Source organism: Chloroflexus sp. (assembly GCF_034435895.1).
Lineage (GTDB): Bacteria > Chloroflexota > Chloroflexia > Chloroflexales > Chloroflexaceae > Chloroflexus.
This window is the reverse complement of record NZ_DAOTWH010000045.1, coordinates 1-13,214: the sequence shown is the minus strand read 5'-3', so window position 1 is coordinate 13,214 and position 13,214 is coordinate 1. Positions and strand designations below refer to the sequence as shown.

Below are 13,214 nucleotides of genomic sequence, written 5' to 3'. Positions count from 1 at the left end.
TGTCGGTGAGACCGTTGCCCTCGCAACGCTGGGTAGTATAGCGAATGCCGCTGATTTTGTCAAGCGGGCTCGTCATACACCGGTTTATCCCATCAGAATGCGATTTGTCGCCATACAAACCAGCTTAGGCGCGCCGGCAAATTGGGCGAAATTTCCGCGAATCTTTTGGCGATCTCGCGCGGTTTCATTCATGCAAGGTGTTTTTCGCTGGCATTGACAGGAGGTTGGTATGAGCGACCGGGTACTTTCAACGGCGACGGCGCGTGAGGCGATTGAACGGTTTCAGCGGATTGTGCAGGGGCCATTGTTGCAGCAGATTGGCGATCTGAACCGGGAAGGGCAGCTTTTGTCGGATCCGAACAATTGGGATGGGCGGCTGGCGGCGCAATTCCGTGCTCATTGGGCGGAAACGCACCAAAAGTTAATGGCTATTCAGAGTGCGTTGGAGGATTTACGCCGGCAGGTTGCCCAGATCAATCAGAACATTATGCAGGCGGGCGGGCAGTAGCAGCAGATGGCCGGCGAGATGCGCGCTCGCCGGCCCATCACACGTCACTATGGAGTGAAACGGAGAAACTGAGATGTCACTCGCTTTTCAAATCAGCCACGCCGAGTTGCTCTTGTTACTGGGCCTGCTCGAATTGCCGCGCCCCTTTGCCCTTGGGCAGGGGACATTGCCGGCGCGGCCAGCGTTAGAGGGTGCGCTGAGCGCCGCGGCCGGCAGTCTGGTGGCGCGCAATCTCTTGGTCTTGCCCGCATCGCCAGAAAGCCCGCCTACACCGCATGCCGCCTTAGCTGATATGCTCCGCACTGCCGCACTCGCCGATAGCCTGCTCATTGTAGCCAGCGGCCCGCCCACCCAGCTCGGCCATATCAGCCGCGCTGGCAATCGGTTTGTGCTGCACAGCAGTCCGGCGCCCGATGTCCATCGGTTCGAGGCGCTTACCGGCGCTGACCAAGTGACTGGCACGATGTTGGGGATGCTGGCGCCGGCCAACCTGCGTGAACCAGAGCGCCAGACGCCGTTGCTGCTTAGCGGCGAAGCGCTGCTGACCGCATTCAATGCGTTGCAACACAACGATGAGCACATGGCGGTTTGGGCGTTAGAGCAGCAAGGTCATCCAACAACACTAGCGCGCAGTTTTGTCACCGCGATCGGCCCGCAACCGGCCCGCTATGCGCTGGCAGCTATCCGGCACATGCGGCAACCCCAACCGGAAGCGCGCGGCGCATTGCTGATTGCCGGACGCAACGGCGGGTGGTGGGCCGTGCCGGCATCAGATCGCGATGATCGCTTGGCTTTGTGGCCAGTCGGCGGTGATAGCCTGCGCCAACGGATAGGTGAACTTGGCGCTTGGATCTGTGAGGCTGCATGAACACTGTCGCTGCGATTCCTGCCCAGTTGCGCCAATATGCGACGACCATCACCGCCGAACAGGAACAACTGCTGGCCGAAGCGCGCAGTCTGGCGACAGCGTTGAGCCGTTTCGGCAGCCGCTGCCGCGAGTATGCGGTAGCGGGGGTGGACGGTCTCAGCGATTCACTATTTAGCCATTGCCGCGCCATCAACGAGGTGGCGGCATGGGTGAGCGATACCGCCAACCGGATCGAAGCCGCCGATCGCGGTGGCCTCACCTCGCCGATCCTTGGGGCCACGGTTGCGATGATGAGCGCCGGTATCGCCCATCGCTTAGCAGGGCGGCGCCCCCTCTGGCCGGGGTTGCCCACGCTCGATCTCGGCGCGCGCCTCGCCTTCCGGTTCATCTGGAAATTGCGTGTACCGGCGCGGCCATTCGCGCCGGCTAGCCTAGGCATACGGATCGCGGCGCGGCTGGCGATGCAATGGTCAAGCCAAATAGCGAGCCGCTGGAACCCAACGTGGCTCAGCGGCGTTTGGCCGGCTTTGCGCGACGGATCCATACAGCACGGGCGCTGGTTGGCGCAAGCCGGCTTGGTGACGATTGTGCCATGGTTGCCTTGGCAAGCGGCGCTGAGCGTGATCGCCACCCGGCAGTGGCTCGTGCAGGCGTTGGAACACCTGCACACGTGGCCAGCGCCAATCACACTCTTGCCCCAACCCGGCTGGCCGGCGCGTTTCACCCCCGCCAGCTTCGGCGCGTTGGCCGCATGGATCGCGCCGCTCGTGTGGCAAGCGGCTCCTACCTTGTTGTCACTGGCGATGCAGCAACGGCTCGCCGATGCTTGTACTGAGCTTGTCCAACACGGCACGAGGATGGCGTGGCAATCCGCATATTTCCAAACTATGCAGTGGCTGGGGCCATGGCTGCCACTCGTGCCCAACCAGGCACAGAGTTGGCACCTGTTGCAGCAAAGTCTCGTGATGAGCAGCACGATCGCCACGACTAGACCAGATCTGGCGCTGCATCCGGCAATGCTCTGGCTCATCAGCGCCCAAGCGGGTGCGATGCTGGGCCTTATTAGCGGCCCGCGGTTGCCTGCTATCATTCAGAATCCGGCTGACGTGCCGAAGCTGTTAGAAAGCGGTTTTTGGATTAACGCTTTCCAATACCTATCACTGGATGAAATGCGTGTGTTGGTGAGCTACCTCGAACAGATCAACCGCGATACACGCTTGAACCTGATGCTGAGGCCGCTCACCCGCCCAACCACAGGGCCGGAAGCCGAGCCAGAGGGCTACGCCGATGTGAACGCAGTCTTCCCGCCGCACGAATGTATGGTAGATCCGAACCGGCCATACCGGATCACACCAGCAGCGTTGCAAGCGACACCGCACAGCCTGATCAGCCCTTACCTCGGCGAAGAAGTGCGGGCAGCGCGGGTCGGCAAAGACGAATACGTCGTTGGGATCAGCGGTCTCAATCTCGACAATATGGCGTATGGAACCAATGGGCTGGTTTCGGTGATCGAGACGGCTAGCGGGAAAGAGCGGCTTGATCACAATGCCTACTACCAAACTGTGCGCGAGCGGATCATACGCCTGATCGATCAGATGCCGGCAGGCAGCACCCTCCACCTGATGGGACACAGTATGGGGGGCGGGATGTGCATTCTGTTAAGTAACGATCCGGTGGTGCAGGCGGCATTGGCCCAGCGCCAGATTCACTTAACCAGCGTCGTCACACTCGGAGCAGTACGCCCGCAAGGCGAATGGGATGACGTACCGCTGGTGATTAACAATCAACCGGTGACGGTGCGGCATTACGTTGACAGTGACGATAAGCTAGCGCAATCGGTCGGTGCCGGGCACGATGACGCGCGCTACCGCGATGTGGTGTTCGAGATCAACAACCACCAGCTCGATCAACCGAGTGTGGCGCATAGCGCCTACGAAACGTTCGACTACAGCCGGCTGCCGGTCGAGGCGCAGACCTTGCCGTTCACAGTTGATCCCACCGAATTTGAGTTGCTGCCTCCACCGGTATTGCCCGAACGACCGCCGGTTGAACTCGACTGGTTTCAGGAACCGCCGTTATCGGCATAGCAGGAGCTGTCTATGTCAGGCCGGAGCGATGTTTGGTGGGATTGGAACGCCGCCGATGAAGCAAGTGGCGCCTTGCGGCGCATGGCGAGTGCGATCGATGCGGCAACCCGGCAACGGGCGAGCGCAGCCAGTGCGCTGCTAGGCGGATGGGAAGGTCCGCGCCAGCGCGAATGGGCCGCGCGCCACGCTGCGCTACAGGCTGAGGCGATTCGCTTGCGCGAACAATGCTTGCACGCAGCCAATGCGATAGCCCAAGCCAGCGCGCGAGCGCGCGCTGAACAAGATCGGATCAACCGCGAACGACAAGCCGCTCAGCAAGCAACGCAGTATGCAGGACAACCCTAGTTTGTTTAACCGGCCACCCCGCTTGCGTCCGCGCTGGCGCGCCGAGACGGTGGAATTACCCGCGCCCCCTAACCCACCGCAGCCACGCTCAGCAACTATGTGGTTACAGGCGCTGTTACCAGTGATCGCGGCGTTACTGTTCAGTGCCGGCGCACTGATTGGTTACGGTTCATGGTTGGCAGCCTTGCCGGCGTTGGTGTTAGGGGTGCTCAGCAGCGGCATCACGCTCCTCAACGAGCGAGACACGACCCGGCGCAACGCGCGCGACCATGCTGAGCAGCAGACGCTCTTTACCGATCGACTAGCCGCAGCGCGCGCCCGCTTACGCCGCTTGCACGAAGAAGAGCGCGCGGCCCGGCGCTACTTAGCGCCCGATCCGGCGGAACTGTTGCGGATCGCTGGGGCCGATGGCCGGCCCCGCGCGCCGGAGCCACGGCTATGGGAACGCCGGTTGAGCGATGATGATGCGCTAGAATTGCGTGTGGGCAGCGGAACGCTGCCGGCGACGAGCCGAGCCGTGATCCCGCCGGGAGCGCCGGCTGACCGCCGGATCGACCAGCTTCTGGCTGAATACGCCACCTTGCATCAGGTGCCGATCTGCTTGCCCTTGCGCCAGCTCGGTTCGTTCGGTATTGCCGGGCCGCGACCGGCGGTGGTGGGGTTAGCATACGCGCTGCTGGCGCAAGCCGCCACTTTGCATGCGCCGGCTGAGCTGCGCATCGCGCTGATTGCGCAGACGAACACGGCCACTGACTGGCAATGGATAGCGCGCTTGCCCCACTGCCAGACACCGGGCGAACCACAGGCCGGGAGGGTACTGGCTGCGATTGAACCGGCGGCGATCGATCGCCTCTCAACTTTCCTGCTGGACGAACTGAGCCGGCGACGCGAAGCCGCCGTGGTAAACCCAGTACCGGTGGTGATCATGGTCGATAGCGCCGCGCTGGTCGCCACCTACACCGCGCTCGGCCAACTCCTTCGCGATGGCGGCGCGTATGGCCTGATTGTCGTGGTATTGGCCGATGATTGGGCCAATGTGCCCGAATACTGCGCGGCAGTGGTCGAAGTTGATCAACGAATGGGCAGGTGGACACGGGCAGGCGAAGCATGGCCAGCCACTCCCTTCCAACCCGATCTGCTCGATCGGGCCAGCATTGAGCAACTCGCCAACCGGCTGGCAACGATCCGTCTGACTGAAATCGGGGCCGGCCAGCATCTGCCGCGCCACGCCCGCTTGCTCGAGCTGCTTGAGCTGCCGGCTGGCGATGGCCTGCCACCCCGCTGGTTGCAACCGCCGCCACTGGCATGGCACGAAGCGCCGATTGGCGCCTTGGGAGAAAGAAAGCCGTTTTCTCTCAATCTAAACGAACAATGTCACGGCCCGCACGGCATCATCGCTGGCGCAACCGGCGCCGGCAAGAGCGTGTTGTTGCAAACCATCATTGTCGCGCTGGCCGCCACCCATGGCCCCGACCGGCTCAACGTGCTGCTGATCGACTTCAAAGGCGGTGCGGCGCTCGCTCCGTTTGCGCATCTCCCTCACACCACAGGACTGGTGACTGATCTCGACGATCGCTTGGCAACACGAGCCATCGCCGCCATCAGCAGCGAATTGCGCCGGCGCAAGACCATGCTGCGCACCGTTGCCGAACAGTATGGCATTCATCTTGAGAACATCGCCGATTATCGCGCGCTCGCACGCCAACACCCGCTAGAACCGTTGCCGAACCTGTTGATCGTGCTCGACGAATTTGATGAAATGGCCCGCAGTTGTCCCGATTTTGTCAGCGCACTGGTGCGCGTCGTCAAGCAGGGCCGTTCGTTGGGAGTACATCTGTTGATCGCCACCCAACAACCGGCGCGCGTGGTCAGTGACGAGATCCGCAGCCAACTGAGCTACTTCATCGCTTTGCGGCTGGGCAGCAGCGAAGACAGCCGCGAAATGCTGCAACGTCCCGACGCCGCCTTTTTGCCGCCGCAACTGCCCGGACGGGCTTATGTGCGCAGCGGCGGTGAGGTGCGGCTCATGCAAGTCGCCCGGCTAGCTACCCAACCTGACGGCCAGAGTGATCTTGAGGTGATTACCCAACAACTATGCACAGCCGGACGCGCTCATCTCACCGCGCTCAACTGGCAACCGCCGCCCATTTGGCAGCCGCTGCTACCGGCGCACCTGACCCTCCATACACCGGCAAGCGGCTTACAGGCAGTGGCCGGTCTGCTCGACATACCCCAGCAGAGCCGGCAAATCCCATTGGTGATCGATCTCAACGCCGGCCATTTGGCGATCTTTGGCGGGCCAGCCAGCGGCAAGAGCGTGACATTGGTTCGCATTATCCTCGACCTTACCGGAAGATGTGGGCCCAATGCGCTCTGGTGTTATCTGATCGATGGCGATGGCCGGCTCTTAAGCGCCTTAGCCGATCTCCCGCACGTTGGGGCCGTGGTGCAACCCTTTGATCGTGAAGCGTTACTCACTCTGTTGCACCAGCTCGACAACCACCTGCGCGAACGGCGCGTGCGCGTGAGCGCCGGCCAGCCGCCGGGACCGCCAGTACTGCTGGTCATTGACCGGCTGGCAGTAGTGCGCGATGAACTGCGTGACACTTACGGCGAGAGCGACTTAGCTGAATTGGTCCGGCTGGCCCGCAACGGACGCGATCTGGGGTTACGGCTGATCGTGAGCGCCGAGCGGCCATCCGACCTCCCCTACCGGCTGGCGGCACAGTTCGAGCAACGGCTGGCCCTGCGGATGCCTGATCTCAACGACTACGCCGATTCCTTTGGTCAGCGACCGCCATCCCAACTGCCGCCAGCCATAGCCGGGCGCGGCTACTGGCAGCATAGCGATGAGGGTCTGTTGGAAGTGCAGATTGCGTTGCCGGCTGGCAGTGTCGAAGCCAGTGACAGCCGCGAACTGGCACTGGCTATCCGGGCCCAAGCGACGGCACTAGCACACACCACGCCGCCAACCGCTGGCGGCCCGCCGCCATTGGCGCTGTTGCCCGAACGCTTGGCGAAAAGCGCCTTACCGCCAGCCAGCCAATGCGCTGTCGGCCTGCGCCTACCGTGCAGTTGGGCGGCAGAGCCTCCCGGCCCGGCAGCACTGCGCCTCAGCCCAGAAACACCGCACGCACTGGTGATCGGGCCGCGTCGCAGTGGCAAAAGTACGGCTCTGATCACGCTAGCCCATAGTGCCTTGACGGCATCACCACCAGCGCATCTGATCATCATCGACGGGCCGCGCCGCAGCCTGAACCAATTGCGCGCGCTCGCACCAACAATACGCTACATCGCTGACGAAGCCGGGCTAGCGGCGCTAAACGCTGAACTTAGCGCATTACGCCGCGAAACAACTAACCGGCAACTCTTGATCATTGACGATTACCATCTGTGTCGCGAACGCTGGCGCGACCACTTCACCCAAAGCTACAGCGCCACGCCCAACCTGTTCAATCAGTTGGTTGAATTGGCCCAAACCGGTAACGAACCGTTCCACTTGATCATCGCCGCCGGGATCAGCTATGCCGATGATCCGCTGCTGCGCGCGCTTGACGGTGCGCGCAACGGGATCGTACTCTGGCCGGGACGGTACGACACCGGCACACGCTTGCTCGGCCTCAATCTGCCCCTGCCTGATCAGCGCCACAGCGAGCAACCGCCGGGGCGGGCGCTGTTAGTGAATGGTGATGATGAACCGGTGATGATACAGGTAGCGGGAGAGTAGAGAAATTTCATATATGGAGGGTGCGAGGAGTGCGATCGCAGATGTGGTTTATAGCTTTGGGATACGCCGGTTCACCCTCACCCCCTGCCCCTCTCCCACTGGCGCAGGAGAGGGGCAGACGGACCATGGGATCCGGCACCCGGCCCTGAAGGGCCGGGCTACTATTACGAAGCCCACTGCGCGGGCTGCTGACCCTCACCCCCTGCCCCTCTCCCACTAGCGCGGGTTCAAGAACGGACAGAACACATGAGCGTAGACGTGGTTAATGGCTGTGAGATGCGCCGGTTCGCCCTCACCCCCTGCCCCTCTCCCACTGGCGCAGGAGAGGGGAGTGTAGCACTGAATTGAGGTATTGCACAGCGATCAACCGTTGTACTCAATCAGATGTTCTGTCCGCCCCTCAACCAGCGGGGGAGGGAGAAAGCCAGCGCCCCGCAATGTGTGCTGATATCATTGCGCGGGCGCGGCGGCGTGTTCGGCTGTCATTGCGAGGGAGTGGCGCCCCCAGCGCAGCGGGGCCGCCCGACCGAAGCAATCCCCGCTTCAGCGCGAGCGCGTGCCTGAGCGTACCGTTTCCGCTGAAGAAGGAGATTGCTTCGGGGGCGGCGCCCCCTCGCAATGACAGGAGGAAAGCGGGCGCTGGCTTCGGGGGCATTGTTTCCGAAACAATGATAGTTGAGGGGTAAACAGCATGGATGAGCGCAGCTACAGTTGATGGCTTTGTGATGCGCCGGTGTACCCTCACCCCCGGCCCCTCTCCCACCGACACGGGAGAGGGGCACTGCTGCGTTCCGCGCGAGCAGGGCATGTCCCACCAATGGAGCGACTCCCCCTAGCGGGAGTCGGGGGGTGAGGGCGTCAACGCAAAGACGCAAAGCGAGCAAAGGCGCAGCGGTTTTAACGCCAAGGGCGCAAAGAGGTTTTGGTTTGGGATCATCCTCTGCATCCTCCGCGCCCTTGGCGGTCAATACCTTGCCCTCACCCCCAACCCCTCCCACTGGCGCGGGTTGAGAAGCGGATAGAGCATTTAATCGAGTATAACTGTCGATCGCTGTGCGATGCCGTTAAGCCCCGTGCTGCGCACCCCATCACCCCTCCCCCAGCGGGGGAGGGGCAAGGGGTGGGGGAATCAGCCCGCGCAACGGGCTTCATAAGCCTAGCCCGGCCCTAAAGGGCCGGGCGCCGGACAGATCTGTCCGCCCTTGAACTAGGGCGGGAGAGAGGAGCAGCGAACCGAGCGTTGCGGCATCGCAAAGCGATCAACGGTTGCACTCAACCAAGTGTTCGGTCCGCCACTCAACAACAGGGGAGAAGAGGGAGTTTCTATATCTGCATAAGCAAACCGAACGCTGCGCCATGAAAGCTTGTCGAACAACCTGCTAACGCTCCGCTTCAGCAGAGCAGGGCATAGCGATCACTGATCGCAACGAGGTAGAGCAGCAGCAGACCAAAGCCGGTTCAAGCAAGCGGTACAGCGCCGTTTGACATGACGTAAGAGACATGGTACATTGCGGGTATCTGTGCGGTATATCACAATCGGATAAGAGGCAACTATACAACAACGAAGGAGTGCGCCGTGAGTGAACCTCTGGGAAGCGCTCAGCGCCCGCTGCGCGTCGCTATTGTTGGCGCCGGCCCGGCCGGTTTCTACACTGTTGAAGCTCTGCTCAAACAAAAAGATCTGGTCTGCCAAATCGACATCTTCAACCGCTTCCCCACGCCTTATGGATTGGTGCGCGAGGGAGTCGCCCCCGATCACCAATCGATCAAGGCGGTTACGCGCATTTATGACAAGCTGGCCGCCCACGCTAACGTTCGCTATTTCGGCAATGTCACCTTTGGCGTTGATCTCACCCACGCTGACCTGCGCTCCTACTACGATCAGATCGTCTACGCCGTCGGCGCACAGTCAGATCGGCGCATGGGCATTCCCGGCGAGGATTTGTTCGGCAGCATGCCGGCGACCGCCTTCGTTGGCTGGTATAATGGCCGGCCCGATTACCGCGATCTTGACGTTGATTTGAATGTTGAGCGGGTCGTGGTAGTGGGCAACGGCAATGTTGCGATGGATGTGACGCGCATTTTGGTGAGTGATCCCGACGAGCTGGCCAAAACCGATATTGCCGACCACGCGCTGGCCGCGCTGCGCCAGAGCAAGGTGCGCGAAGTGGTGATGCTAGGCCGGCGCGGGCCGGTGCAGGCTGCTTTCACCAACCCAGAGTTGAAGGAGTTTGGCGAACTGAAGGGGGTTGATATCATTGTTGATCCGGCTGACCTTGAGCTTGATCCGCTGAGTGAAGCGGCGATGGCTGAGGATAAGACCGCGGCGAAGAATGTGGAGATGCTGCGTGAGTATGCCGCCCGCGGCGATACTGGTGCGCCGCGCCGGATCGTGATGCGCTTCCTTGTTTCGCCGATCGCTATTCACGGCGCGGATGGCCGGGTAACCGGCGTGACGATCGAGCGCAACCGGTTGGTGCAGGCCGCCGATGGCAGCTTGCGCCCGCGCGGCACCGGCGTGACCGAGGAGTTGAGCTGCGGGATGATCCTGCGCTCGGTCGGGTATCGTGGCGAGCCGTTGCCCGATGTGCCGTTTGATGAGGCGAGCGGCACCATTCCTAATCGCGATGGCCGGGTACTGAATGGGCCAAATGGCGAGCCGATCCGCGGCGAGTACGTGGTCGGCTGGATCAAGCGCGGCCCATCAGGGGTGATCGGAACCAATAAACCCGACGCGGTTGCCACCGTTAACAGTATGCTGGCTGACTTGCCCAACCTGCCGAACACGCCGCCTGCCGGCGATATTGCCAATCTGTTGCACGAGCGCGGGGTTGATTTTGTCACCTATGCCGATTGGCAGCGGCTGAACGAGTATGAAACGGCGCAGGGAGCGGCGCAGGGCCGGCCACGGGTGAAGGTGACGCGGGTAGAAGAGATGATGGAGATTATCCGAGCTGGCCGCTGATGCGCATTGTGATGATCGCGCCCTTCGGCATCAGACCGAAGGGCACTCTACTGGCCCGAATGTTGCCATTGGCGCAGGCATTGCACTGGCGCGGCCACACCGTTATGATTGTGGCGCCGCCGGTGCATAATCCGGCTGACGGCGGCACAACTCGCGACTACGGCGGGGTAACGGTGACACATACCCCCACGCCGCCTCTGGGCGGCCCGCCGGCAGCCCTCTGGCATACTGTGGCGCTCTGGAGCAGCGCGCGCCGATTACGGCCCGATGTTCTCCACCTTTTCAAACCCAAAGGATTCGGTGGGTTAGCGGTGCTGGCCCGTGGCAGAGTGCCGCTCGTGGTTGATTGCGACGATTGGGAAGGGCCGGGTGGATGGAACGAGCTACTGCCGTATCCGCCCGCGGCCAAGGCATTGTTTGCGTGGCAAGAGCGCGATCTGCCACGCCGCGCTGGCGCGGTCACAGTCGTTTCGCATACGCTCGAAACCTTGGTCTGGGCTATGGGTGTTCCCCCGCAGCGCGTCTTTTATCTGCCCAACGGCGCGCCACCCACTGAGCCGTTGCCGCTGCAGCCAGCCCCTCACCCCACGATTGTGCTCTACACCCGCTTCTGGGAACTCGATCTGGCCGAAGTAGCCGCAGCGCTGGCAACGATTTACCGCGCCCGACCTGACACGCGCCTCTTGCTGATCGGCAAAGGCGAGCGCGGCGAAGAACAGCAGCTTTTGGCGCTCGCAACGGCGCAAGGTTGGGCAGCGATGATTGATAACTGCGGCTGGCAAGAACCGGCGGCAATTCCGCGGTTGCTCGCCAGCGCCGATGTCGCGTTGGCACCGATTCGCGACACGCTGATCAACCGCGCGCGCGGGATGGCCAAACTGGTCGAGCTGATCGCAGCCGGGTTGCCGATCGTGGCGAGCGATGTCGGCACGGCCCGCGACTACCTCGCCCCCGACGCTGGCCTCCTCGTGCCACCAGGCGATGCGCAGGAGCTGGCCGCCGCCGCGCTTGAACTGTTGGCCGATGAAACAGCGCGCGCCCGCTTACGCGCCGCCGCAAAAGCGGCTGCAAACCGTTTGGCGTGGCCTAACCTTGCCCCTATTGCCGAAACAGCCTACCGGCAAGCGAGTGCGCATAGGCAACACTGAGTGTCACTTGCCATGGTATGATAGTCTGCAATAGTAGAAACTTTATTGAAGGGTAGCGCCGTCTCTATTTCTACAGCTCGACCAAGGATCACAATCCACTGGCATCAAGCAGCAATTGAATGGAAAATGTAACAGTTAGCTGGCTGCACTTCAGATGCCGCTTTCAGCTTAAGCGTGTATTCTGGAACCCTGTTGTCGCGCGCAGAACGGCTGCAAAACCCGAACCATATTGTTACTATCGCTATGGCAGCCCAACCCACCGGACGGATACTCGTCATTGACGACAGCGAACACAATCGATACCTGCTTGCGCACCAACTCCATCGGCGCGGCTATGCGGTCGTCACGGCTGTCGATGGGCGGCAGGGATTAGAATTCGCGCAGCAGCAACCTTTCGATGTCATCTTGCTTGATCTGATGATGCCCGAAATGGATGGGTTTACGGTGCTAGATCAGCTCAAGCGCGATCCACGAATGCGCCACATTCCGGTTATCGTCATTTCGGCGATTGATGCGATCGACGATGTAGTGCGATGCATTGAGGCAGGCGCAGAAGATTATCTCACAAAGCCGATTAACACGACACTGTTACACGCTAGAGTCAATGCTTGTCTAGCACGAAAACGGTTGCTTGACCAAGAGCAAGCGTATCTGATGGCGATCCGCTATGAACTCGAGCTGGGGCGGCGCATGCAAGCCGATTTCTTGCTGGAACGGCTGCCGCACATTGCCGGCTGGGAGATTGCAGCCACTTTTGTGCCAGCGCGAGAAGTAGCCGGTGATTTTTACGATGCCTTTATCTTGCCCGATCAACGGCTAGTTTGCCTGCTTGGTGATGTGTGTGATAAAGGTGTTGGAGCCGCGCTCTTTATGGCGTTAACCCGGTCGCTCTTGCGCGCGTTTGCCGAACAGTCTGCGTTGAACGGCGACGATCCACTCCACACAGTGGCGATGACCAACGAGTATATTGCGCGCCACCATCACGCGAGTCGCATCTTCTCGACCATTTTCTGCGTGATTATCGATCCGGCTAGCGGAACCATGCGGTATGTGCATGCTGGCCACCCAGCGCCAGTTGTGCTCCATGCTGACAGTAGCGTTGAAATGTTGTTATCGACTGGACCAGCCGCCGGCTGGATCACCAATGCGCACTTTTCAACCGAGACAACCACGCTAGTGATAGGCGATACGCTCTTCGCCTATACCGATGGCGTTACTGAGGCGCGGGCGCCCAACGGCGCGCTATTTAGCGAGGATCGGCTGCTGGCAACGCTTGATCCGTCATTAGGCGGTAGCAATCACCGCCTCGCAGCCGTTCAACAAGCAGTCATGGCGTATACTGGCCGTCAACAGCCTGAGGATGATTTGACGATGTTGGTTGTCCGCCGGCGCAGCGCGGCGTGAGGTGAGGGGTTGCTTTTACCCACGCCGTTGCGGAGCAGCTATAGTGGGCAGGCCGTCTGCATTCCGCTGCGCGGGCTGCTGACCCTCAGCCCCAAACCCGCTCTCACTGGCGCGGGAGCGGGGAGCGCAGCACCGACCCTTCAAGCATCGCCAAGCGATCAA

8 protein-coding genes are annotated in these 13,214 nt (G+C 61.5%); all 8 read left to right on the top strand.

All coding sequences use genetic code 11. The features are described from left to right. The first annotated feature begins 229 nt into the window (after positions 1-229). The 8 genes from U9R81_RS02735 (at position 230) to U9R81_RS02700 (ending at position 13,052) form a co-directional block, all read left to right on the top strand. On the top strand, positions 230-508 hold the full coding sequence (locus U9R81_RS02735; protein WP_322494001.1) for a pyrophosphorylase: 279 nt from the start codon (positions 230-232) through the stop codon (positions 506-508). A gap of 73 nt (positions 509-581) precedes the next feature. Beyond that, positions 582-1,376: a hypothetical protein gene (locus tag U9R81_RS02730; RefSeq protein ID WP_322494000.1), complete on the top strand. Its 795-nt coding sequence runs from the start codon at positions 582-584 to the stop codon at positions 1,374-1,376. Further along, on the top strand, positions 1,373-3,463 hold the full coding sequence (locus tag U9R81_RS02725; protein WP_322493999.1) for a hypothetical protein: 2,091 nt from the start codon (positions 1,373-1,375) through the stop codon (positions 3,461-3,463). The genes U9R81_RS02730 and U9R81_RS02725 overlap by 4 nt, the downstream gene beginning before the upstream one ends. Before the next feature lie 12 nt (positions 3,464-3,475). Further along, on the top strand, positions 3,476-3,808 hold the full coding sequence (locus U9R81_RS02720) for a hypothetical protein (protein WP_322493998.1): 333 nt from the start codon (positions 3,476-3,478) through the stop codon (positions 3,806-3,808). Further along, positions 3,792-7,535 carry an FtsK/SpoIIIE domain-containing protein gene (locus tag U9R81_RS02715; RefSeq protein WP_322493997.1) on the top strand — a complete coding sequence of 1,248 codons (3,744 nt, stop codon included), beginning with the start codon at positions 3,792-3,794 and terminating at the stop codon, positions 7,533-7,535. The genes U9R81_RS02720 and U9R81_RS02715 overlap by 17 nt, the downstream gene beginning before the upstream one ends. 1,576 nt (positions 7,536-9,111) lie before the next feature. Next, positions 9,112-10,500, top strand: a complete 1,389-nt coding sequence (locus tag U9R81_RS02710) for an FAD-dependent oxidoreductase (protein WP_322493996.1) — start codon at positions 9,112-9,114, stop codon at positions 10,498-10,500. After that, on the top strand, positions 10,500-11,648 hold the full coding sequence (locus U9R81_RS02705) for a glycosyltransferase family 4 protein (protein WP_322493995.1): 1,149 nt from the start codon (positions 10,500-10,502) through the stop codon (positions 11,646-11,648). Before U9R81_RS02710 ends, U9R81_RS02705 begins: the two co-directional genes overlap by 1 nt. Before the next feature lie 192 nt (positions 11,649-11,840). Beyond that, positions 11,841-13,052 (top strand): PP2C family protein-serine/threonine phosphatase, encoded by a 1,212-nt coding sequence (locus U9R81_RS02700; protein WP_322493994.1) that lies wholly within the window; start codon positions 11,841-11,843, stop codon positions 13,050-13,052. The last annotated feature ends 162 nt before the right edge of the window (positions 13,053-13,214 follow it).

What these genes read in the sequence shown, in the direction of transcription:
- U9R81_RS02705 (WP_322493995.1), top strand. Translation starts at nt 10,500, where the DNA reads ATGCGCATTGTGATGATCGCGCCCTTCGGCATCAGACCGAAGGGCACT.
- U9R81_RS02715 (WP_322493997.1), top strand. Translation starts at nt 3,792, where the DNA reads ATGCAGGACAACCCTAGTTTGTTTAACCGGCCACCCCGCTTGCGTCCG.
- U9R81_RS02720 (WP_322493998.1), top strand. Translation starts at nt 3,476, where the DNA reads ATGTCAGGCCGGAGCGATGTTTGGTGGGATTGGAACGCCGCCGATGAA.
- U9R81_RS02725 (WP_322493999.1), top strand. Translation starts at nt 1,373, where the DNA reads ATGAACACTGTCGCTGCGATTCCTGCCCAGTTGCGCCAATATGCGACG.
- U9R81_RS02730 (WP_322494000.1), top strand. Translation starts at nt 582, where the DNA reads ATGTCACTCGCTTTTCAAATCAGCCACGCCGAGTTGCTCTTGTTACTG.
- U9R81_RS02735 (WP_322494001.1), top strand. Translation starts at nt 230, where the DNA reads ATGAGCGACCGGGTACTTTCAACGGCGACGGCGCGTGAGGCGATTGAA.